We start from the raw sequence: 22623 nt of genomic DNA, 5'->3' as shown, positions 1-22623 counted from the left end.
TAAAATCAATCATTTTTAAAATTAAACAATTTGTCAATTTAAAAATGTGTGAAATATATTAAAAAGGACTAAAAGTGATTATTTTGTGAAATTAATCACAAAACACTTTAAATTCTTAACGTCATCGATTATGATAAGGGTGTAGAAGATAACAATGCCTAACGAAAGAAAAAATACGGAGTGATTATTAAATGAGAAAAGTAATTGAAGAAGTCATTTTTTCAAATGAAAGCAGTTATGATATATACACACATACTGGTGTGAATCAAGGCATTATTAATGACATTAAAGATGGATACAGAAGTATTGATTATATAGCTTATATTGATGCAGAAAAATTATACAACTATGGATTAGAAAAAAAGCTACTAGTAAGTAATTAATACACTGTATTCATCTAGTAGCATTGAAGTTTATACACATATACTTCATCGTATCTTGTGTGTAAAACTTCATGAATATTATTCTCCCTAGTATCACCTTTCATGATTTATTTAGAGCCCTTACAAAGTGGAAAAGCCTATGTTACTGTTCATCCAGTAACGTAGGCTTTTCTCATCATGATTAAACATAAGATTTAAAGTTATGTTTGATTTCATTATAGTTATAAATAGAATTATACATACGCATGCGAATGTGATCTTGTGAAGCATATGAAATACGCAATACATTACTTTGGGTGACATATTTTCTGAATTCACGTTCATATTGCTGGCGCTGGTTAAGCGATAGTCCAAGCCACTCTTCTTCATTAAACAATTGTTCAAAACGAAAGTCGAAACTTGTACTATCAATATTATTTCTTAGTTCTTTTATTCTTTCAGTGAAGTTCATGGGTCATCCTCCTAATTTATTTAAAGATAAGTGAGTTATGTATGATATACCCACTTTATAATGATTTAGTGTATATGACAAGTACACATGCTTATGAGCTAACTCATTGTTTCAAGGGGGAGGGCACATGGTACAATCTTTGAGGACAGGGTATAAAATATAAAATACGTTTGATGAAAGGAAGATTCGATGGTTAAATTAGAGAACAAGGTTGCAATCATCACTGGTGCTAGTAGTGGCATTGGTGCTAGCATAGCAGAGGTGCTATCAAGTCACGGTATACAATTACTATTAACTGGTCGTAATGAAACAAAGCTGAAAGATGTTGTGAATCGTATTCGTTCAAACGAACATCATGCACAGGTTGAATATTTAATAGTGGATGTGACACAGCAACAAGAAGTTGAACGTTTAATAGCATATGCAAAAGAACAATTCGGTCGCTTGGATATACTTGTAAATAGTGCGGGTCAAATGATGTCTTCTGCTGTAACGGACGGTAATGTAAAGGCTTGGGAATCAATGATTGATACAAATGTGAAAGGGACACTATATGGCATTAATGCAGTTATACCAACATTTTTAGCTCAATCTAGTGGCCATATTATTAACATTGCTTCTATCTCAGGTTTTGAAGTGACGAAAATGAGTACAATATATAGTGCAACGAAAGCTGCAGTGCACACGATTACGCAAGGATTGGAAAAAGAGCTGGCTAAAACTGGCGTTCGAGTGACAAGCATATCGCCAGGTATGGTAGATACGCCTTTAAGTGGCCAGACAGATTGGGGAGAACGTAAAAAGCTAGAACCCAAAGATATTGCTGAAGCGGTAGTTTATGCATTACAACAACCTTCACATGTAAATGTAAATGAAATTACTGTCAGACCAGTCTAATATATATTTTTAATGTTACGACGTTGAGTCAGTTAATAGTAAAGTGATAATATAATGTGAAAGTAGGTAGAGCATGGAGTTTAGATGTCTTAAGAAAAGCGATGTAGAAGCATATCGCTCATTGCGCTTACAGTCTCTACAAACTGATCCTACAGGTTTTGCTTCAACTTATCAACGTGAGCTTCATTTACCAATTGAACGTTTTGAAGAGAGGATAGGGTCGAACGAAAGACATTTTACAATGGGTGTATTTGACGATGGAAAATTAATCGGTTATGCAACTTTTTATCGAGAAATATTAGAAAAAGTGATGCACAGAGGTAATTTAGTCGGTGTATATTGTGATCCACAATATAGAAAACAAGGATTTACTCAACAACTAATTCAAAAAATGATAGATATTGTCACTGAACAAGGTGTGGTTAAAACTATAGGTTTATCGGTTCTTACGGAAAACCAAAGTGCTATTAAATTATATGAAAAATTAGGATTTCAGAAATATGGCACTGAACCAAAGGCACTTTATGATGGCAAACGGTATTATGATGAAGATTTGATGGTGTTATTTGTATAAAAAATTAATAAATTCAAAACTATAGGCTAAAACAGTTATGATCTGTTTTAGCCTATAGTTTGATATATGAGTATATATTAGTGAAATTAACTGATTATGAAAAATCATGAAGCAATCAGTAAATCGAATTTACCAATTTTTTATATCTGATCTTTCTCCTTTAAAGTTATTGGAAACTTGATGACGTTTTGACAAAGTTTTCTCAATATCTTCAAATTTGATGTTCAATGCATGTAAAAGTACAAAAAGATGATACATTAAATCAGCAGTTTCATTTGTTACTTCTTCTTGATTAGATTTCATAGCACCGATTACGACTTCAAAAGCTTCTTCACCAAACTTCTTCGTGATTTTTTCTAAACCTTCATTCAATAAATATTGTGTGTATGAATTTTCTTTATTAGAGTTAGCGCTTGAAGATACAGTGTCTTCGAGCTGTTGTACATAGAAAGGAACCGTTGTATTGAAACAACTCTGGCTCCCAGTATGACAAGTTGGTCCATTGGGAATTACATCTATCAATAATGTGTCTTGATCACAGTCTAGGTGTACATTTTGAACGACTTGGGTGTGACCAGAAGTTTCTCCTTTGGTCCATAAGCGGTCTTTAGAACGTGAATAAAAACAAACCTTCCCCTCAGCTAACGTTTTGTTGTATGCATCTTCATTCATATAACCAAGCATAAGCACTTGTTTTGTCTGAACATCTTGTAGTATGGCAGGAATAAGCCCTTTACTAAAATCAGGTTGTTGTGTCATCTTATTGGAATACCTCCTTGAGCCATTGATTGTTTAATTTCATTCACTGTGGTTTCTTTGTCATGCAGTATGCTAGCAGCTAATCCTGCCGAGACATTTGTTTGTTTGAATAAATCTAAAAAATGCTCTGGATTGCCGCCACCACCAGAAGCAATAATAGGGATGTGCACAAGTTGTTCAATCTCATGTAAATGTTTAACATCAAAGCCTTGTTTCATTCCATCGTGTGTCATGCTCGTTATTAATAATTCGCCAGCGCCAAGCGCCTCCACTTCTTGAACCCAGTCATAGACACGTTTATCTGTACGTTTTTTTCCGCCATGTGTATAGCAATAATAATCATTTAACTCTGTATCAAAGTTACTATCTATAGCGATACAAATACATTGGCTTCCAAATTTTTCACTGGCTTCTTGGATAAAAGCAGGGTGCTTTAGTGCGCTAGAGTTTAGAGATACCTTGTCAGCACCATGATTTAGCAACTGGGAAATGTCATCAATTGTGGAAATGCCGCCTCCTACTGTAAGTGGAATGAATAGTTTTTCAGCAGTTTCTTCAATAACATCTAACATAAGTCCATGGCCTGCTTCAGTTCGAGAGATATCTAAAAAGACTAATTCATCTGCACCTTGCTCGTTGTAATAAAGTGCATAATCCACAGGATTTCCAAGGTCACGTAGCCCTTTAAATTGTATGCCTTTGACAACGCGGCCATCTTTCACATCTAGGCAGGGGATAATTCTTTTTTTAATCATGATAATCCCTCCCAAAATGCAGGGTTGTGAGCAGCTTTACCAACAATTGCTGCATGAACACCAAATTTTTCTAATTGTTCTAAGTCTTGTTGATGACGAATACCCCCAGAAGCAATGACAGGTTTTTGTGTTGCTTTGACAAGCTGTGCTGTTATTTCAAAGTTTGGGCCAGCCATGCGACCATCTTTAGAAATATCCGTATAGATGATACCTCCCAATGGTAGCGATTCGATTTGCTGAACCAAATCGAATAAGTCTAGATGTGCATCTTGTTCCCAGCCGTTTATTTTTATTTCGCGCTGATATGCATCTACTGATAGATAGAGTTTGTACGGATATTGATGAGACATTTTGGCTAACCATTCAGTATCTTGAATGCCTTTTGTCCCAATAATACAATAGTCTATATCGTCAGCAAAATAAGCTTTGATTGTTTCATAACTACGTATACCGCCACCAACTTCCATAGGTTTATTGGTCAGGCTTCTTAATTGTTTGATGTAGTCCTGTTCAATAGATGTTTGCTGCTTGGCACCGATTAAATCTACAATATGAATACGATCTACACAGTCGAACTTGTCATAAAAAACGACGCTATCTTCGGCACTGCGCGTCATTTTTTCTTCTGAATCATATTTTCCTTCAGTCAGTCTCACACTTGTTGCATTAATTAAATCAATAGCTGGCCAAATATTGATCATTATAAGAAACCACCTTTCAGAGCTTGATTAAGTATCGCTAAACCATCTTCACCACTTTTTTCAGGATGGAATTGGATACCTATAAAATTTTTATATTGAACAATTGCAGGAATCAACGTGCCATAGTCTGCATAAGCAACAACATGATCTGACATTTCAGCTTGATAGGAATGTACAAAATATACATCTTGCGTTAATGTTGTATAATTGCTGATTAAATTATTCCACCCTAAATGCGGTACCGGATAAGGTGTTTGAATAGGTATGATATTTCCTGGGAAAAGTTGTAATCCTTCTACATCACCTTCTGCGCTGTGTTCATAAAGCAATTGCATACCTAGACAAATACCGATGATCGGTTTATGTGATATATTTTGTAAAATAGACTTTAATCCCCGTTTTTCAATCGCTTGCATAGCATCTTTAAAATGACCTACACCAGGTAATATAAGGGTATCTGCTGCCTCAATATCCTCTACACGATCTGTTAAAATTGCATTAAAACCTAAACGATTAAGCGCACGTTGTATGTTTTTAATATTTCCTAAACCATAGTCAATCACTGCAATCATTCAATCACACCCTTAGAAGAAGGAGTGATATTAGCGTCATTTGAGACTAATGCATCTTTAAGCGCACGAGCAAAAGATTTAAATATACTTTCTATTTCATGGTGTGTGTTTCCACCGCGAATTAAGTCAATATGCGTTGTTAGACGTGAGTTGATAACAAGTGCTCTGAAAAATTCCTCAACGAGTTCAGTATCAAATGTACCTACTTTTTCTTTACTGAATTGAGCATTAAAAGATAAATAAGGTCGTCCACTAATATCTACGACTGTACGCGCAAGTGTTTCATCCATGGGTATGTAACTAACCCCGTAACGTTGAAAATATTTACGTTCCTTTACCATCGATAACAGTAACTGTCCAAGAACAATACCAATATCTTCTGTCACATGATGATCATCGACTTGAACATCTCCATTTGCTTCTATAGATAAGGATAATTGGCTGTGAAAAGTAAAGAGTGTCAACATATGATCCAAAAAACCAACGCCTGTATGGATATTACTTTCACGGTGGTCATCAGCCAGAGAAATGCTTAATTGTGTTTCTGCTGTATTACGTGTTTTATTTAGTATCATATTGCGACCTCCAATTTTTAATAAGTATAAATAATTGATCTAATTGTTCATCTGTAGCAATAGAGTATCGTACATAGTCAGACATTTCTGGTTCATCGTATAATCTTGGAAGGAATCCATTGTCTTTAATATAAGCACCTAAACTTTGCGCAGCTTCTCCTTTGGTTAATACGAAATTTGTAGCAGAAGGGAAGACTACCATGACATCGTCAACAAGTTCATGAAACATATCTTTTAATTTGCGGGCAAGCTGTCGTTGTTGCTTTATAAACGCGCGAGTCATTGTTTGATTTTCAAACATATAAATCGCGATATGAAGCGTAATTGTATTCAAAGGATACGGATGCTCAATGCTTTGGATGAGTTTGATGGTATCATTAGTACCGATGAGCACACCTAGTCTTAAGCCAGCGATACCAAACGCTTTCGAGAGCGTACGCATTTGAATAACATGAGGTTGCATCTTAATATCATAAGATTCACCAAAATCTAAGTAAGCTTCATCAATGATAAAGTAACCACCCAATGTTTGCATCTTATCTGCAATAGCCATTAAAAATGTCGTACTATATTGTAAGCCAGATGGATTATGTGGATTACTCATAATAAAGAATGCAGGCTGTACTTCATCAATTCGTTTTAAAATCATTTCTAAATCAAATGTTAAATCTGAATTTGCTGGTACAAATTCAATAGGTCGAGCTACCTGATTAGCATAAGCTTGATACATGAAAAAGTCAGGATCTAAGGTCAATGCCGGTCCTTCTGGCATGATTAACATTAATTTTTGAATGAGCTCATCAGAACCATTACCTGCTATGACTTGATCAGGAGAAATATTATGAAAAGCTGCATAAGCTCGTTTGAAGCGCTCATACTCATCATCAGGATAAAAGTTAAATGCTGCCTGTTGAATAATTGTTGCAAGTTGTTCATTAGATAATGGTTTAAGTGGACTTTCATTTTTATTAATTCTAATCATTGTGTGGCTCCTTTGTTGTTCGAATTTCTATGGATTGTTCGTGATTATACAAGTGTTCAATATGTGCTAATTTACGTGCGGATTGTTCAATGTTTTTAAATGTTTGTTGTGATAAATCTATGACAGAATGTCTCGTTAAGAAATCATTCACAGATAGACCATTGGTAAAACGAGCAGTCTGATTTGTAGGTAGTACATGGCTTGGGCCAGCAACATAATCTCCGATAACTTCTGGAGAATAATGTCCTAAGAAGAGTGCACCTACATATTTCACATGGTTGATATAGTCATGTGGACATTGTGTTTGTATAGATGCATGTTCCGGTGCAATTTGATTCATCAAATCGCAAGCTTCAGTAAAGTTTTCTACTGAAATTAAGAAGTGATTGTGTTTTAAACTGGCTTCAACAATAGGTTGCCGTTTGATTTGTCTTAGAGTTTTTTGAATATTATTTTCTAATTGTTGTAATAAGTCTTTATCTTCACTGATGACAAATGTTCTAGCAAGTTCATCATGTTCTGCTTGAGCAAATACATCATAAGTAATGGCATTTATGTCAGCCGATCGATCAATAATTAGTGCAATTTCACTTGGACCAGCAATCTGATCAATGCCAACTTGCCCATATAAATATTTTTTGGCATAGGCAACATATTGATTTCCAGGTCCAACTATTTTATCCACTTTAGGAATTGTCTCAGTACCATACGCAAGTGCAGCAATACTTTGTGCGCCACCAACTTGGTAAACTTGATCAACACCAGCAATATAACAGGCAGCAAGTACAATATCAGGTATGCCTTCAATTTGTGGTGGAGTAACGACGACGATATTTTTAACACCAGCAACTTTAGCAAGTGTTACAGTCATTAACACGGTGGAGGGATAGCTAGCTTTACCACCTGGGACATAGACACCGACACGCTCTAACGGGTGATATAATTCGTAACATTCTGAATTATCCTGCTGATGCTCTTGTTTAATAGACATTTGATATGCCTTAATTCTGTCATGACTTTGTTCAAGAGCTTCCCGTATAGATGAGTCAATGCGTTGATAAGCAGTAAATAAGTCTTCCTTAGAAACTGATAATTGTGATGTTTCTACTTTGTCTAGTTTTAGATTGTATTCCTTTAAGGCGTCGTCCCCTCGAAATTTCACTTGATCACAAATTTCTTTTACGATTGGATATAAATCTTCGTTTAGTTCAGATTGGTTCAGGTAGTTATTCATAAATGTTTCTTTATTTGTAATCAATGAGCGTCACCTCCAAAGTTTTAATTAAATCATCAATTTCAGTTGATTTTTTAAAATATGATGCCTTATTTGTAATGAGTTTAGCATTGATGTTTTTAATCTTTTCTTTTTCAACTAAGCCATTTGACTTTAAAGTAGTACCAGTTTGAACAATATCAACAATGCCATCTACCATATCTACCAAACATGCCAATTCAATTGAACCTGATAGTTTTACAAGCTCAACATCTAAACCTTGTGCTTCAAAATATTGACGTGCTGTTTGGGTATATGAAGTAGCTACTTTTTTAAATTGATAAGCTTCTGGTTTAGCAGCAAGTGAAAAGTGACATTCGCCAAAAGGTAAATCCAGTAAGTTGTTAATAAAATAATTACCTTCTTCTAAAATATCGCTGCCGACGATGCCAATATCTGCAACGCCTTGTTCAACATATATCGGTACATCACTACCCTTGACTAAAATAAATTGTATATCATTAACTGTTATAAGTAATTGACGCTCTCTTTGTTCAAGTGCATATGCTATTTCAGTTTCTCTTATTTCATTTAAATACTTTATAAAACTTTTAAGTAATCTACCTTTTGCCAATGCGACAGTAAGCATGATTTTCACTCCTTGTTTATAGTATAAAACCTAGTCCAAAGCCTTCTAATTTCCCTTTATAAAACCCACCAGTGAGACGCTGAGTTTTATTATTTTTTAAATGACATTTCATGAATGATCCTTTGTAATAAGAACGTGGTGGTCTAGGGGTTATATCAAGATGAATTTCAGTAATATTTTGTGATTTAAACCATTGTTCCCACCGATGTAAAGACTGGATGGTGCGATGGTCATGTGGAAATAGTTGTGTTAATAAATCAAGTTGTTCAGTTGTTTTTGTAGTGAGCAACTGTACCACAGGATGCGCAAGACCTAACTGTGCAGTTAACTCTGAAATATTTCGCTCTTGTATAAGATTTAATATCGATTGGCTTTGTTCGCTAGCTGCTAATAATAAATCGATTAATTGATAATGTCCTAAAATGACAAAGTCGATATCATCATTCAACGTATATTTAATAAAGTTATAAAACGTTTTAAAATCGTTTTGCATATCTGTAACAGTTGGGTTGTAATGTTCTATACCTAATTGAGTGTAAACTTCATTATTTCTGACTATTGGACCACTATAAGCTAAACGTTGTTGTTCAGGTTGATAATTACTGTAGTAACGCAATAATTGGTCAGTGAAATCATTGCGCAAAGCAAAAATATGATGGTCATGTTGCCAAAAGCTACGCTCTGTCATTTGTTGTAAATCATCAGGCGTAAGTGATTGCCAGGATAATGATTCTATAAAACTAAAATCAACAAGTTTAAAATCCGCTTGTTGAAAATGTTTTAAAAATGATAATTCATATTCTTTATTATTAATAAGTGCTTTCGTATCCATAGTATAATGACCATCCTTTATTAAATACTTTGTTTCTCTACCGAACTAAAGTGAATTGATAAAACATACTTTAACATAGTTGATTTTAGAATTCAATAAATATTCAGAAAATATTCTTGGCAACGTGACTTTAGACTCTTTTATCTATATTTATATAAAAAAATAAAACCTAAAATATTGTTTTAGGTTTTAGAGTGAAAGTAAGTGTGACGATGCCACTTCGAACATATTATATTTATTATAAATTTTAACCAAGCCTAATGCCATCATTGAAAAAGAAGCAAGGTTATTATATATGCGTTTTTTTAGATAAGGTATCGAGCAAAACATAAAAGGGGGGTGTATACTTAAAGTTAAATGTTTGTTGTCGGGTATGTTTCTAAATCGTTGACGTTTATGATTGTTTGCCTTGAGCCACACATTTTAACATTTCTTCCTTAGGTACCATATTACCACCAGTTGCCCATACAATATGATTGGCATTAGATAAATTAAAATGAGTTTTGTCGGTATGTTTCAACACTGCTTTTAAACCTGAAAACCCTGATGCTGCAGAGGGTTCGACAAATATACGTTCCTTTTGACTAAGCAAATATAAATATCGGTACATTTGTTGATCTTCCACAGTAAAAGCACCATATAATAATGAATTCATTATATGACCAACGAGTTTTGAAGGTCTGGCAACAGCAAGACCATCTGCATCAGTACGGCCGTCTAATCCAATATCTGTTACAGCTATTTGGTTGTGCAGTTGTGTCATCATTCCTAATGTCATGCATGGTGCATGTGTAGGTTCAGCAAAAAGACAATACACATGATCGCCAAATACTTGATTTAATCCAAAGGCAACACCACCTGGACCTCCACCAACACCACAAGGCAGATAAACAAAAAGGGGATGTTGTGCATCTACTTGTATACCTTCATTGCTAAGTTGTGTTTTTAACCGTAAAGCAGCAACTGTATAACCTAAGAAAAGATCAGCAGAACCTTCATCGTCTATGAAATGACAAGTAGGGTCGTTTTCTGCAGCCTTCCGTCCTTCAGCAACTGCATATTGATAATCAGATTGGTGCTCAACAACTTTCACACCGCGTGACCGAAGTAAGTCCTTTTTCCATTGGCGCGCGTCACTAGACATATGTACAATAACTTGAAAGCCTAATTGTGCACTTATGATGCCAATACTTAAACCTAGGTTACCAGTTGAACCGACAGCAACGGTATATTTACGAAAGCACGCTTTATATTTTGATTCGGATAAAATTTTGTAATCATCTGTATATTTTAAACCACATTCCTTTATAGCGATAGATTCAGCTAGTTTTAGAACTTCATATATACCACCTCTTGCCTTTATAGAGCCTGAAATAGCAAGATGACTATCGCATTTAAGCCATAATTTACCACTTTGCTCAAGGTGTTCAGAGTCAACTAATGCTTGTTGCATAAAAGGGATTGCTTTTAGTGGGGATTCAATCAGACCATGGTCTTTTTCAGTTTTAGGAAAAACATTACGTATATAACTGCTAAAACGTTCTAACCTTGCTGCAGCATCTTCTATATCATCTAATGAAAAAGGGAATGTTTCATCATTACGAAAATTTGGATTTTTCCAAAATATCGGTTTATATTGTTGCATGTCATTGACTAAAGGAAATTTACTTTTTAATTTTTCAACATTTATCATAAGTGACACCTCATAAAAGTTAATAGTATTTAGTGTTTATTATAGCAAAATTAGATACATAAGATGTTATATAACTGATATTTCAAAATGCTATAAGTTGAGAATGAGATGAATTTTTTATTATTTAATAAGAGGATATCATACGAAACCGATAAAGATGATTTCGCAATAAGGATTACCTGAGCTTTAGCTCATGCATAAGAACCACTAACCCAACAAGTTGGGAAGTGTATAACGTATACTTTCTCTCTGCCGTTCGAAAGCATAAGAACCACTAACCCAACAAGTTGGGAAGTGAATAAGTTTACTTTCTCTCTACCGTTCGAAAGCATAAGAACCACTAACCCAACAAGTTGGGAAGTGGATAAGTTTACTTTCTCTCTGCCGTTCGAAAGCATAAGAACCACTAACCCAACAGGTTGGGAAGTGTATAACGTATACTTTCTCACTTGCTGCTCGAAAGCATAAGAACCACTAACCCAACAAGTTGGGAAGTGGTTCTTTATCATCGTTTAAACGTATCTTTTAGTTTAGAAAACCATCGATTTTTATGTTGTATAGGAACTTCTTGTGGCAGGGTAGAAGCTTCTTTTAATTTTTGGCCAAATGTCATCGCTTCTTTCATTAAATAAGCCTGTGAATTTAATGGTGATAAATTATTATGAATATAATGATAATAACCTTGTTCGTCCTGATATCGACCTTTTTGGTTATCTGATAATTGTAAATTCATATAATCTAATAAGCGTTTAGCAATTTTTTTATCTTCGACAGGGAACAATATTTCTACACGCTTAATCATATTACGTGTCATTGCATCTGCTGAAGAGAGGTAAATTTTTTCATCACCGTTATTATGGAAGTAATAGATACGAGAGTGTTCAAGGAAACGACCAACGATACTTACTACTTCAATATTATCGCTGACATCTGGGATGCCTGGTTTTAAACAACAAATACCGCGAATAATTAATTTAACTTTGACACCAGCACGAGAAGCTTCAAATAATTTAAGAATAATATCTTTATCTGTTAATGAATTCATCTTCATCATAATTTTTCCATTACCGTTTTCACGATGTGATTTGATTTCTTTGTCTATTCGAGCTAAGAATACATCACGTATGTCGTATGGAGCTACAATGAGTTTATTATATTCTGGTTTCAATGTATATCCACTGAGGTAGTTAAAGAAGTTAATAGCATCTTCTGCTATTTCTTGATTTGTTGTGATAATGCCCATATCTGTATAGAGCTTAGCTGTTTTATCGTTGTAGTTTCCAGTACCTAAATGTACGAAAGATGTGAGTTTGTTATTGTTGCGTTTGACCACAAGCGAAATTTTACTATGCGTTTTCAAATATGTCATACCATAAATAACATGACAGCCTGCATCTTCTAACATTCTTGCCCAGTGAACATTATTTTCTTCATCAAAACGTGCTTTTAATTCAACGAGCACAGTTACTTGTTTACCATTTTCTGCAGCTGTTTTCAAACTATTAATGATTGGTGAATCTTTACTTACACGATATAATGTTTGTTTAATAGCAATCGTGTTCGGATCATTTGCAGCATCACGAATGAAATCTACAATTGGTTCAAAGGATTCATAGGGATGATGAAAGAAAATATCACGTTTTAATGATAAATCAAAAATGTCTTCATTACCCAAAGATTGAGGTGGTTGTGGTAGATATTTATTATATGTTAAATGTTTTAAACTATTAGATAAATGGTCTACAAGATCGAAAAGCAGTGTTAAATCTAATGGACCGTCTACAAAATAGACATCATTATCATGAACTTCCAACTGATTGATAATCCAAACAACGTCTTCATAAGTTGCTTGTCTTCCGTCTATCTCTAAACGTACTGCTGTTCCGCGTTTACGCTCTTTTAAGAAGCGTTCTATTTCAATTAACAAATCTTCGGCACCATCTTCATGGATGGTTAGATCGGCATTACGTGTAATTCTAAAGGTGAAGGTATTTAACACTTCATAGCCAGTGAATAACTCATTAATATAATAAGTGATAATATCTTCTAACATTACAACGTATTGAGTTTGACCTTGATTTAATGTATAAAATCTTGGAATTAATGATGGTATTTGTACAATAGCCGAATTAATTGCATCATCGGTATCAATATCTACAAATATATTCAAGCTTTTATTGTTTAATTTTGGGAAAGGATGATAAGCATCGATACCTAATGGTGTTAATGTAGGTAAGATACCTGTTTTAAATTCACGTTCTAACTGTGGTAATAAAGACTCTGGTAAAGATTCAGGTTTTGTTACTTCCACACGATGTTGTTTTAACAGTTCTACTAATTCGTTATAACGTGCATACTGTAAATCTACATATTTTTTATTTTTTATTTTTATTTGCTCAAGTTGTTCTTTAGGTGTGAGTTGTGCTTTGTTCTCAGGTTTATCATAGCCCATTTTAACTTGATCTTGTAATCCGGCCACACGCACCATAAAGAATTCATCCAAGTTAGAGCTAAATATAGAAATAAATTTTAATTGTTCCAATAAAGGATTGTTTTTATCTTCAGCTTCTTGTAATACGCGATAATTAAAATCTAACCAACTGAGCTCTCTATTATTATAATATTGTGGTAAATTTAAATCTCTCTCTCCCAATTTCTTTTGCATAATTCTAATTCCACCTTATTGTAGTCTTGTTAACATATTTTGCTACGTACAATTTATCATATGAATTTTAAGATTTTGTAAAGATGATAGAAAGATTTTCTTTTAAAATTTTCTCGATATGCTTTTTTTGTCTAAGTGATTGATATTCTTCAGCAATCGGTTCACCAATATAATGGACATACAAAGTATAAGCACCATCTTCTTCTTGTAGTGCCACACGTTCCACTGGGCTAGTATGTGATATATTTAGGGCATTTACAAATTTAATAATACCGCCTAAAAATTGAATATGATCCAACTCTTTGCCACGTAGCCATGCGGTCTCTTGGCTATAAAATTTTAAAAGAGATTTATTTTTAAAACTTGCTAACATTGCAAGTTTGACGCGATCTTCATGTGGAAAACCATCAATCATTGAATTCGCTATAATATAATACGTATGCGGTGAACTAGAATCTGCGTCAATAAATCTTCCTAAATAATATAAATATGCACCTTCCGCAAAAAGTTCTTGCTCTTTTTTAGTAACTTGAATTTTATCTAAGTCAATCAGTTGTGATAACAATGATTGAGCCAATTTAACGCGTTGTTTTGCACTAGATTCTTCGATGCTATATTCATTAGCTAAATGATATAATGCATCTTTTCTAATATTTTCTTTTTTAAATTCTTGTGGGTGACGTTCGGATATCAACTTCATTATATAGCCCTCACGTAGCCCTTTGCGTGAGAAAGTGAAGTGGGTTGCATTGATTTGTTCGAATAAAGTTTTGAATACGGATACTGCTGGTAATATGATGTCTATACGGTCTCTGCTTAATCCATCAATATCTTTTAAGTCATCACGTGAACTCTTTTTAATTATTTTATATACCTCATCCATATCTTCTTCAGTCATTGAGTAGTTATGAACACCACCAATGGGATAAGAATGTTCTGACTGATGAATGCGTGCTACGTTACGAGCCGATCCACCAATACCGACTAAAGCAATTTTTTGGTCTTGTAACCATGGTAGCTGTTCGAATTGCTTAGCTATAAATTTTTCCATTGCTTTAATTGCTGATTTATCATTATGATCTTTATCTTCGAAGAATTTTCGTTTTAATGTTACAACGCCAAATGGGAAACTATGCGCTTCAATGATTGTTTTATCTTTGAATAAAGTGACTTCTGTAGAACCACCACCAATATCGATAGAAATACCATCTTCTACATCTGTAGTATGAGTGATGGCATAAAAACCATAAAAAGCTTCTTCTTGATCAGGAATGATTTTGATGCTGATGTCAAGTTCGCTTTTAATGTGTTTGATAATTTCATTTTGATTGGTAGATTGTCTAATAGCAGCTGTCGCAACAGGATGTAATTCGTTTACTTCAAATTTATTAGCGACGCTTTTAAAGCTGTGTAATGTTGTTGTCAACACATCGATACCATCTTGGTTCATCTTTAAATCATCGGTTAAATATTGACTTAAGCGTGCGGGCGTTTTAATATTTAAAATTTCATTTAATCCTGTTTTAGTATCGAATTCAAAAATAACTAACCTTATTGTATTTGATCCGATGTCTACTAATCCTATGCGTTCCATAATCTCCTCCTGTATATATGAGGTAAATAGTTGTTTATAAATTTATTTACCCACTTTTCTCTTTAATATTACAATAAATAGCATGATTTGTGATACATCAATTGAATATTGTTCAATTCATGGTAATGATTTTTATATAGTTTGAAATTTAATATTGTTTTTGACTTATTCATTGATGTGTAAAGGGCCTCCAGGGCCTAATGGCCAGCCAAGTAAGTACCATATAATCATGAATATGGGCCATACAATACTTAGAATAATGGTATAAGGCATTAAACTAGATAACAGTGAGCCTAATTTCATGTGTTTATCATATTTTTGAGCATAAGATAAAAGTAATGGCAAATAAGGCATCATTGGCGTAATTGGGTTACTAATTGAATCTCCAATTCTATACAACATTTGTGTGAATGCAGGATGAAATCCTACAATTATCAGCATTGGAATAAATATTGGAGCAAGAATTCCCCATTTAGCAGATGCACTACCGATTAATAAGTTAATGAGCGCACCTAAAAAAATCACTCCTAAAATAAGGACGATACCGTTTTGATCTTGAAGTACTTCAGCACCTTGTACTGCTACAATCACACCTAAATTACTCCATTCTAAAAATGCCAGTAATTGTGCTGCAAAAAAGACAATAACAATAAAAGACCCCATAGAAGCCATAGAATCAGCAAGCATTTTACCTAAATCTTTAGAATTTTTAAATTCCTTCATTAACATGCCGTACACCAAACCAGGCACCAAAAAAATAAGTAAAATAATTAAACCAATCCCATTAATAATAGGAGAATCATTCAATAAACTGCCAGTTTTGACATTACGTAAGAAACTATTTTGTGGTATTGCCATAATGATAAGTAAAATAAGTGTAGTGAAAAAGCTTATATTTGCCCAAAACACAGCCTTACTTTCTTTAAGTGTTAATCCTTGATTAGTATCATCCACTTTAATATTAGACTGTGTATCGTCATATGAGCCTAAACGGGGGATGACAAAACGCATTGTAACCCAATAAATTGTTGGCAATAATACAACGACACTAGCTGCAATAAAGTACCAATTCATCGCTACATTAACTGCAATTTTATCAGAAATAATCTTTGTTGCTGGTTCTGTAAAGGCATAAAGCAATGCATCTGACATTCCTATCATGACATTCGCAGAAAAACCACCAAGTGCTGATGCGTAAGCCATCGCTAACCCGGCAATAGGGTGATAGCCTAATTTAATGAAGACCATCGCTGTTAACGGTGGTAAAACAATCGTTGCAGCATCTCCTGCAGAATTGCCAATAATACCTATAAGTATAATTACAGGCACAATGATTTGCTTGGGTGCTTTATGAACAATTTGTACCATTAATTTATCAAAATAACCTGTTTTCTCAGCAATACCTACCCCAAGCATCACTGATAATACTAAACCGAGTGCAGGGAACTCAGAAAAGTTTTTGATCGCATCATTCAAAATCATAGCAATACCATCTTTGCTTAAAATATTTTTGATGGCAATGGTATTACCTGTTCCAGGATGTTTTACTGTGACATGAAAAAGTGAAACAACCCATGTAATGATTGCGAGCCCAAGACACATTAGAAAAAACAATATACTTGGATCAGGTAATCTATTTCCAATTTTTTCTACAATATTCAGAAATTTATTTATAATTGTCGATTTTTCTCTCGTATTTGACCCCATTATTATTACCTCCCCAATAAGTTATCGAAAGTATAACAAACTCATTTTGAAATGAGTATGATAAATTTTATGTTTCCAAGCAAAAGGCATCTATGAATGCTTTATACAAAGGTTTTAAAATTGATTTAAAAAGGAAATGTATTACAGATAAATTAATATTGAACAGTAGTGAAGTGAAAGGGGAAGTTCATAGATGAGACGATTAGAAAATAAGATTGCTGTGGTAACAGGTGCTAGTACTGGCATAGGATCTGCTTCTGCACAAATATTGGCAAAAGAAGGGGCACATGTTTTAGCGATTGATATTTCTGCATCTGTACATGATACAGTAAAAGTAATTAACCAGGGCGGTAATAAAGCTTCAGGATATAATGTAGATGTATCAGATGCACATACAGTAGAACGGCTTGCGCAATCTATTAAAGAAGATTATAATCATATTGATATTTTATGTAATAATGCTGGTATTGATAATGCCGCTGGACGTATTCATGAATTTCCAATCGATGTGTTTGATAGAATTATGAATGTTGATTTAAGAGGTACATTTTTGATGACTAAATTCTTTTTACCACTAATGATGTCAAATGGTGGCTCTATCATCAATATGGCGTCATTTTCTGGAAATGCTGCAGATTTAAATCGTTCAGCATATAATGCTGCAAAAGCAGGTATCATCAATTTCACTCGATCAACAGCGATAGAATATGGACGTGAGCATATCAGAGCGAATGCAGTCGCACCAGGTACGATAGAAACACCACTTGTAGATAAATTAACAGGTACTAAAGAAGATGAACAAGGAAAAATATTTAGAGAAAATCAGAAGTGGGTTACGCCTTTAGGTCGTTTGGGCACACCTGATGAAGTAGGTAAACTCATTGCTTTCTTGGCTTCTGATGACAGTTCTTTTATAACTGGTGAAACCATTACAATTGATGGTGGTGTGACGGCATATACTTGGCCAAGAGAAATGTTGAGTGATGCGCGTTGGAAAGATTCTACAGAATAATTTAGAGTGAAAGTGATATTATTTGAGTTTAATAGTTATTAAGAAGCACCAAAAAGCCGTAAACATTAGTGGTAGCACTTTGTTTACGGCTTTATTTTTTATAGATTTGAGTGGTTTACCAAATGATGTTATCTACGGCATCGTCGTTTAAAGATTTAACGATTTCAGTCACTAAGGCAACCGAATTTTTATAGTCATCTGTATGCAATACAGAGACGTTTGAATGCATATAACGTAGAGCGACACCAATAGAGACCGTAGGCACACCTTCATTGGCAACATGAATACTTCCAGCATCAGTACCGCCACCAGGTGTAGAATCTAACTGGATATCTATATTATGTGCTTTAGCTATTTTTTTAATATGGTTTGTAAAACCAACATGACCTATGTTTGAAGCGTCCATAATAATGACTACAGGTCCTTGTCCAATAGCTGTCTCGCTAGTTTGGCCAGACATGCCTGGTGTATCATAGGCAACAGCTACATCGACAGCAAGAGCTAAGTCAGGTTTAATCTTATTAGCTGCAACTTTAGCGCCACGAAGACCTACTTCTTCTTGTACGTTAGCGCCTGAAACTAAATTAATATCAATGGATTCTTGTTTAAGGTTGTTTAAAACGTCTACAGCAAGGGCGCAACCATAACGATTATCAAAAGCTTTGGCAGTTAAATACTTGCTATTAGCTAGTGTTTCAAACTCACTGTATGGTGTGATCATATTGCCAATTTCAATGCCGAATTGTTCAGCTTCTTTTTTACTTTTAACTCCAATATCAATGAACATATCTTTTATTTCTACATTTTTTTTACGTTCTTCGGGTGATAAAGCATGTGGTGGTTTGGAGCCAATAATACCTCTGATTTTCTTGCCTTCATCAGTTGTGACAGTTACTTTTTGAGATAACATCACTTGGTTCCACCAACCACCAATAGGTGTGAATTTTAAAAATCCATCTTTATCAATTTTAGTAACTACAAAACCAATTTCATCTAAATGACCTGCCACCATTAATGTCTTATTACCAGTAGAGGTCGTTTTTTTACCGAAAATACCTCCCAGATTATCTTCAATAATTTCATCACTTACTGGCGTCAAATAATCACGCATAAGTGTTTTTACTGCTTTTTCATGACCTGCAATACCGTCAACATTTGTTAATGATTCTAGTAATTTTATTGAATTGTTCATGTTATACCCCCTAATCAAATATTTATATTCATTTTATCATGAACTTCGATATAAGCTAATTGTTTGAGCTTTGTGTTATTAATTTAATTTACATAACATTAGATGAAGTTTACGTTGCACGATATTGTAAGGCTAAACGTGTGCATTCAATACCTGTCCATGATTCAATATAATTATAAACAAAGTGGAGGGATAGACGATGACAGAAATTAATTATTTAACAATAGGCTCAGAATCAGCACCGATTAAAGTGGAGTCTTTTATCAATTTAGCTTGTCCATACTGTAAAAACTTCTTTTTCGCTGCAGACACTGTATTAAAGCCATTCATTGATAAAGGGAAGGTTCAACATACAATTAAACATTTTGATAAAACGAAGCAAGGCTTATTAAAAGGAACAATAGCAAATATATATTTAAACTATCAACGACCTGAAGAAACCTTAGATATTATTCGTGAGTTATACCAAACACAAGCTCAATGGAAAGTAAGTTTTTCGACAATTGAAGCTAAAATGGAAGAAGAATATAATCTTACACCTCATAAAGAAGCTGACGATCGTTCGTTAGCGATTCATGAAGAAGCATTTGAAAGAGGAATTAAAGGCATTCCGACCGTTTTTATTAATGGTAATTTATTTGAATTCAATCCATTGGAAGATCAACAAGAAACGATAGAATCTAAGCTAACAAAGCAATTGAATCACTTTGTATGATAATGAACCATCGGACTTAAATATCTATTTGCAAAATAAATACGTCTGGACATCAGTGATTCGTCCCAGACGTATGCTTATCTTATCCTTCGAAATGTTGTTGAAGCTTATTTTTAACAAAGGTGTTTGTTTTAATCTTTGAAGTTAATTATGATTTAGTAAGTTTAATTTATAATCATGTATGGATTGAATGTTACCGTCTTTCTTTTTGATAATGATGTGTTCTTTCGATATCTGAGTTGGGGAAGTTACACCTACAGTGGCAGCAATGTTAAATAAGCCTTCATGTAAGCTGGTTACAAAATTAGTGACGCGGTATTTTTTTTCATCTATAATTAATCCCTTTTCACGTTTTGGATCTGTTGTTGCAACACCTACAGGACATGTGTTCATATGACACTGCCTACTCATAATACATCCGACACTAATCATCATACCTCTTGCAACGTTGACTAAATCAGCACCTAGACCTAATGCAATCGCAATTTTATCAGGTGTTACAAGTTTCCCTGAAGCAAATACTTTAATTCTATTGCGTATACCATACTTTTCGAGTACACCTGTTAAGATTGGTAAAGCAGTGAATAAAGGTAAACCTATGCCATCTTGCAATTCTTGAAATGTTGCACCAGTGCCTCCTTCGCCGCCGTCAATAGTAATAAAATTCGGAAACTGATTTGTTTCAATCATTGTTTGTGCGAGCGCTTCTACTTCTGATACTTTGCTGATTACAATTTTAAAACCAACAGGTTTTTGACCTACTTTTTGTAATTGTGTAACCCAGTCTAATAAATCGGTTGGATTATCTATAGATTCAAAACGGTTAGGGGAATTAATCGTCCTCCAAGGTTCAACATTACGAATATCAGCAATTTCTTGTGTGACTTTATTACCTTGCATATGGCCGCCTCTTGTTTTTGCACCTTGTGCTAACTTGATTTCAAAAGCTTTGACCGTATCTTCATTTGCTAAACTTTGGAAAGCATTCATATCAAATTCTCCCGATTTATCTCGTACGCCAAATAAACCTGGACCTATTTGAAAGATGATATCTGCATCGCCCGATAAATGGTGTTTTGATAAACCGCCTTCACCTGTATTCATCCAAGTTCCAGCTTGTCCTAATCCTTTGGATAGCGCCGTGATTGCATGACTTCCTAATGCGCCATAACTCATTCCTGATTGACCAACAAGCCTTTTAAGTTTAAACGGATGTTTCAGTTCAGGACCTAAAATAATGGCATCTTCATCTGTTAAATAAAATGGATCTATCTCTGCTTTTGTGCGATGTTCGTCACGATTAAAGAGTCGTTCATTATCAATTGTATAAATAAATGATGAAATCAACGGTGATTGATTAATATGTAATTCTTTAGATTGCAACGGAAACATCGTATTTTGAATATAAAACCCATCTTCATAATCCTTTTGTGTACCAAAACTAGTCATTCTTGAATTATATTTACCAGCTAATACAATATTGGTGTAATCATTACGAGAAAAAGGTTTGCCTTTGGTATCTGCTAAAAATAAATATTGGCGTAATTCTGGACCTACTTTTTCACCAAAATATCGAATACGTGCAAGTAATGGATAATTGCGTAAAACGCTATGTTGCTTTTGTCGTTTATCCTTAAAAAGCAATACAGCCCCTAAAACAAGTACGCTTATTAAACAAACGACAATGATTACGTTGACGATAAACTGTAAAATAGTCAAAATAGTCATGTAACATTCCCCCTTAATATAGTTATATAATACAATAAATTATGCAATTTACAATGTGTTCCACTGTTAAGGGGTAGAATGGTTAATTGTAATTTTCAAATAGAAAAGTAAATCAACTTATAATAATGATAAAATATTGTGTTATATTATTGTTAAACAGCTACAAGGAAGGTGACATATGACTGACAAATCATCAGCAACGCCATTAACCAAAAAGCATATATGGCAGCATCAGAAAATTGTTAAAAAAGACTTTTGGTTAATCCCTATATACATCATTGCTAATTATCTTATACCACTTATATTAACGCTGATATTAATCGTATCATATGACATTTTTAATATTGGTAGTAAGTATCGTTTAAGTGATATGAATATACTGATTTTTGGTGGTGTTATTGCTGAAATATGTATCATCTTAAGTTTTTATGGCATGCATACTAAAGATAATATTACAGCAATTGCTATCAACAGGTTAAAATCAGTTCGTAAATATATTTTGCTTATTTTTATAGCATACATATCTACGCTCTTGTTGAATAATTTATATGATTGGCTTATGACTTTTTTACCGAAGTCATTACAATATCATGAAACACAGAATCAATTGATTTTAGAAGCACTATTTCGAGACAATTGGATGCTCCCATTTTTATTTTTAGATATTGTTATTTTGACGCCGATTATTGAAGAGTTATTATTTAGGCATCTCATCATTCATGAATTAGGTAAAAAAATTACATATGCTGCTGCAAGTGTATTATCAGTTATATTATTTGCTGGTATTCATGTATTAGGGGCTACATCCCCATTTGAAATCGGAAGCTATATTTTTATTGCGATTGGTCTAGTATTTGTATATTTGAAAAGTGGGAAAAACCTAGCAGTATCCATATCACTGCATGCTTTTAATAATTTAATATCTTTTATTGCGATTGTATTTTTAAAATAATGTTTACGTGTGATATTTAATG

22 protein-coding genes are annotated in these 22623 nt (G+C 33.9%); 6 read left to right on the top strand and 16 right to left on the bottom strand.

Annotation, left to right across the window (positions count from 1 at the left end; all coding sequences use genetic code 11):
* Positions 1 to 191 precede the first annotated feature (191 nt).
* Entirely contained in the window at positions 192 to 383 is a 192-nt protein-coding gene (locus KA833_RS00585; protein ID WP_019470083.1) for a hypothetical protein, read from the top strand.
* Positions 384 to 564: 181 nt separating this feature from the next.
* On the opposite strand, the gene KA833_RS00580 is transcribed toward KA833_RS00585, so the two are convergent.
* The gene (locus KA833_RS00580) at positions 565 to 834 is read right to left on the bottom strand and encodes a DUF1413 domain-containing protein (protein WP_019470084.1); all 270 of its coding nucleotides are present in this window, start codon (positions 832 to 834) and stop codon (positions 565 to 567) included.
* A gap of 189 nt (positions 835 to 1023) precedes the next feature.
* Here KA833_RS00580 and KA833_RS00575 point away from each other — a divergent pair, with 189 nt between their 5' ends.
* Positions 1024 to 1731 (top strand): SDR family oxidoreductase, encoded by a 708-nt coding sequence (locus KA833_RS00575; protein WP_019470085.1) that lies wholly within the window; start codon positions 1024 to 1026, stop codon positions 1729 to 1731.
* Positions 1732 to 1804: 73 nt separating this feature from the next.
* Positions 1805 to 2305 carry a GNAT family N-acetyltransferase gene (locus tag KA833_RS00570; protein ID WP_019470086.1) on the top strand — a complete coding sequence of 167 codons (501 nt, stop codon included), beginning with the start codon at positions 1805 to 1807 and terminating at the stop codon, positions 2303 to 2305.
* 129 nt (positions 2306 to 2434) lie between these two features.
* Here KA833_RS00570 and hisIE read toward each other — a convergent pair whose 3' ends face one another.
* From hisIE to KA833_RS00505, 13 genes are all read right to left on the bottom strand, one after another.
* Entirely contained in the window at positions 2435 to 3064 is a 630-nt protein-coding gene (hisIE, locus tag KA833_RS00565) for a bifunctional phosphoribosyl-AMP cyclohydrolase/phosphoribosyl-ATP diphosphatase HisIE (RefSeq protein ID WP_019470087.1), read from the bottom strand.
* Positions 3061 to 3819: an imidazole glycerol phosphate synthase subunit HisF gene (gene hisF / locus KA833_RS00560; protein ID WP_210128217.1), complete on the bottom strand. Its 759-nt coding sequence runs from the start codon at positions 3817 to 3819 to the stop codon at positions 3061 to 3063. Before hisF ends, hisIE begins: the two co-directional genes overlap by 4 nt.
* A complete protein-coding gene (gene hisA / locus KA833_RS00555; RefSeq protein ID WP_210128218.1) occupies positions 3816 to 4520 on the bottom strand; it encodes a 1-(5-phosphoribosyl)-5-((5-phosphoribosylamino)methylideneamino)imidazole-4-carboxamide isomerase in 705 nt (234 codons plus the stop codon). The genes hisF and hisA overlap by 4 nt, the downstream gene beginning before the upstream one ends.
* Positions 4520 to 5092, bottom strand: a complete 573-nt coding sequence (gene hisH, locus KA833_RS00550; RefSeq protein WP_019470090.1) for an imidazole glycerol phosphate synthase subunit HisH — start codon at positions 5090 to 5092, stop codon at positions 4520 to 4522. Before hisH ends, hisA begins: the two co-directional genes overlap by 1 nt.
* Positions 5089 to 5667 (bottom strand): imidazoleglycerol-phosphate dehydratase HisB, encoded by a 579-nt coding sequence (hisB, locus tag KA833_RS00545; RefSeq protein WP_019470091.1) that lies wholly within the window; start codon positions 5665 to 5667, stop codon positions 5089 to 5091. The genes hisH and hisB overlap by 4 nt, the downstream gene beginning before the upstream one ends.
* Positions 5654 to 6649 (bottom strand): pyridoxal phosphate-dependent aminotransferase, encoded by a 996-nt coding sequence (locus KA833_RS00540; RefSeq protein WP_019470092.1) that lies wholly within the window; start codon positions 6647 to 6649, stop codon positions 5654 to 5656. The genes hisB and KA833_RS00540 overlap by 14 nt, the downstream gene beginning before the upstream one ends.
* A complete protein-coding gene (gene hisD / locus KA833_RS00535) occupies positions 6642 to 7904 on the bottom strand; it encodes a histidinol dehydrogenase (RefSeq protein ID WP_046206976.1) in 1263 nt (420 codons plus the stop codon). Before hisD ends, KA833_RS00540 begins: the two co-directional genes overlap by 8 nt.
* On the bottom strand, positions 7894 to 8511 hold the full coding sequence (gene hisG / locus KA833_RS00530) for an ATP phosphoribosyltransferase (protein ID WP_019470094.1): 618 nt from the start codon (positions 8509 to 8511) through the stop codon (positions 7894 to 7896). Before hisG ends, hisD begins: the two co-directional genes overlap by 11 nt.
* Positions 8512 to 8527: 16 nt before the next feature.
* Positions 8528 to 9343, bottom strand: a complete 816-nt coding sequence (locus KA833_RS00525; RefSeq protein ID WP_046206802.1) for an ATP phosphoribosyltransferase regulatory subunit — start codon at positions 9341 to 9343, stop codon at positions 8528 to 8530.
* 394 nt (positions 9344 to 9737) lie between these two features.
* Entirely contained in the window at positions 9738 to 11036 is a 1299-nt protein-coding gene (locus KA833_RS00520) for a D-serine ammonia-lyase (RefSeq protein ID WP_210128219.1), read from the bottom strand.
* 505 nt (positions 11037 to 11541) lie between these two features.
* Entirely contained in the window at positions 11542 to 13701 is a 2160-nt protein-coding gene (locus tag KA833_RS00515; RefSeq protein WP_019470097.1) for an RNA degradosome polyphosphate kinase, read from the bottom strand.
* A 67-nt stretch (positions 13702 to 13768) separates the two neighbouring features.
* The gene (gene ppx / locus KA833_RS00510; protein ID WP_210128249.1) at positions 13769 to 15298 is read right to left on the bottom strand and encodes an exopolyphosphatase; all 1530 of its coding nucleotides are present in this window, start codon (positions 15296 to 15298) and stop codon (positions 13769 to 13771) included.
* Positions 15299 to 15460: 162 nt separating this feature from the next.
* Positions 15461 to 17002 (bottom strand): AbgT family transporter, encoded by a 1542-nt coding sequence (locus tag KA833_RS00505; protein WP_210128220.1) that lies wholly within the window; start codon positions 17000 to 17002, stop codon positions 15461 to 15463.
* A 193-nt stretch (positions 17003 to 17195) separates the two neighbouring features.
* Between KA833_RS00505 and KA833_RS00500 the strand changes: the two genes are divergently transcribed.
* A complete protein-coding gene (locus tag KA833_RS00500) occupies positions 17196 to 18014 on the top strand; it encodes an SDR family oxidoreductase (RefSeq protein WP_210128221.1) in 819 nt (272 codons plus the stop codon).
* Positions 18015 to 18129: 115 nt separating this feature from the next.
* Here KA833_RS00500 and KA833_RS00495 read toward each other — a convergent pair whose 3' ends face one another.
* Entirely contained in the window at positions 18130 to 19206 is a 1077-nt protein-coding gene (locus KA833_RS00495; RefSeq protein ID WP_019470101.1) for a M42 family metallopeptidase, read from the bottom strand.
* A 199-nt stretch (positions 19207 to 19405) separates the two neighbouring features.
* Here KA833_RS00495 and KA833_RS00490 point away from each other — a divergent pair, with 199 nt between their 5' ends.
* Positions 19406 to 19921, top strand: a complete 516-nt coding sequence (locus KA833_RS00490) for a thioredoxin domain-containing protein (RefSeq protein ID WP_210128222.1) — start codon at positions 19406 to 19408, stop codon at positions 19919 to 19921.
* Positions 19922 to 20065: 144 nt separating this feature from the next.
* Here KA833_RS00490 and KA833_RS00485 read toward each other — a convergent pair whose 3' ends face one another.
* Positions 20066 to 21649, bottom strand: a complete 1584-nt coding sequence (locus tag KA833_RS00485; protein WP_210128223.1) for an FMN-binding glutamate synthase family protein — start codon at positions 21647 to 21649, stop codon at positions 20066 to 20068.
* A gap of 178 nt (positions 21650 to 21827) precedes the next feature.
* On the opposite strand from KA833_RS00485, the gene KA833_RS00480 reads away from it, so the two are divergent.
* Complete coding sequence (locus tag KA833_RS00480; RefSeq protein ID WP_210128224.1) at positions 21828 to 22601, top strand: CPBP family intramembrane glutamic endopeptidase; 774 nt, start codon at positions 21828 to 21830, stop codon at positions 22599 to 22601.
* Positions 22602 to 22623: the final 22 nt, after the last annotated feature.

This window comes from Staphylococcus sp. GDY8P67P (assembly GCF_017892545.1).
Lineage (GTDB): Bacteria > Bacillota > Bacilli > Staphylococcales > Staphylococcaceae > Staphylococcus > Staphylococcus ureilyticus.
This window is presented reverse-complemented; position numbering and strand designations above follow the sequence as displayed.

Bases quoted from the DNA above. Each gene is read 5' to 3' on its own strand.
- hisIE (WP_019470087.1), bottom strand. From the start codon at position 3,064: ATGACACAACAACCTGATTTTAGTAAAGGGCTTATTCCTGCCATACTA.
- KA833_RS00490 (WP_210128222.1), top strand. From the start codon at position 19,406: ATGACAGAAATTAATTATTTAACAATAGGCTCAGAATCAGCACCGATT.
- hisA (WP_210128218.1), bottom strand. From the start codon at position 4,520: ATGATCAATATTTGGCCAGCTATTGATTTAATTAATGCAACAAGTGTG.
- KA833_RS00585 (WP_019470083.1), top strand. From the start codon at position 192: ATGAGAAAAGTAATTGAAGAAGTCATTTTTTCAAATGAAAGCAGTTAT.
- KA833_RS00540 (WP_019470092.1), bottom strand. From the start codon at position 6,649: ATGATTAGAATTAATAAAAATGAAAGTCCACTTAAACCATTATCTAAT.
- hisH (WP_019470090.1), bottom strand. From the start codon at position 5,092: ATGATTGCAGTGATTGACTATGGTTTAGGAAATATTAAAAACATACAA.
- hisF (WP_210128217.1), bottom strand. From the start codon at position 3,819: ATGATTAAAAAAAGAATTATCCCCTGCCTAGATGTGAAAGATGGCCGC.
- hisB (WP_019470091.1), bottom strand. From the start codon at position 5,667: ATGATACTAAATAAAACACGTAATACAGCAGAAACACAATTAAGCATT.
- KA833_RS00505 (WP_210128220.1), bottom strand. From the start codon at position 17,002: ATGGGGTCAAATACGAGAGAAAAATCGACAATTATAAATAAATTTCTG.
- KA833_RS00520 (WP_210128219.1), bottom strand. From the start codon at position 11,036: ATGATAAATGTTGAAAAATTAAAAAGTAAATTTCCTTTAGTCAATGAC.
- KA833_RS00480 (WP_210128224.1), top strand. From the start codon at position 21,828: ATGACTGACAAATCATCAGCAACGCCATTAACCAAAAAGCATATATGG.
- KA833_RS00495 (WP_019470101.1), bottom strand. From the start codon at position 19,206: ATGAACAATTCAATAAAATTACTAGAATCATTAACAAATGTTGACGGT.
- KA833_RS00500 (WP_210128221.1), top strand. From the start codon at position 17,196: ATGAGACGATTAGAAAATAAGATTGCTGTGGTAACAGGTGCTAGTACT.
- KA833_RS00515 (WP_019470097.1), bottom strand. From the start codon at position 13,701: ATGCAAAAGAAATTGGGAGAGAGAGATTTAAATTTACCACAATATTAT.
- KA833_RS00525 (WP_046206802.1), bottom strand. From the start codon at position 9,343: ATGGATACGAAAGCACTTATTAATAATAAAGAATATGAATTATCATTT.
- hisG (WP_019470094.1), bottom strand. From the start codon at position 8,511: ATGCTTACTGTCGCATTGGCAAAAGGTAGATTACTTAAAAGTTTTATA.
- KA833_RS00575 (WP_019470085.1), top strand. From the start codon at position 1,024: ATGGTTAAATTAGAGAACAAGGTTGCAATCATCACTGGTGCTAGTAGT.
- KA833_RS00485 (WP_210128223.1), bottom strand. From the start codon at position 21,649: ATGACTATTTTGACTATTTTACAGTTTATCGTCAACGTAATCATTGTC.
- KA833_RS00580 (WP_019470084.1), bottom strand. From the start codon at position 834: ATGAACTTCACTGAAAGAATAAAAGAACTAAGAAATAATATTGATAGT.
- KA833_RS00570 (WP_019470086.1), top strand. From the start codon at position 1,805: ATGGAGTTTAGATGTCTTAAGAAAAGCGATGTAGAAGCATATCGCTCA.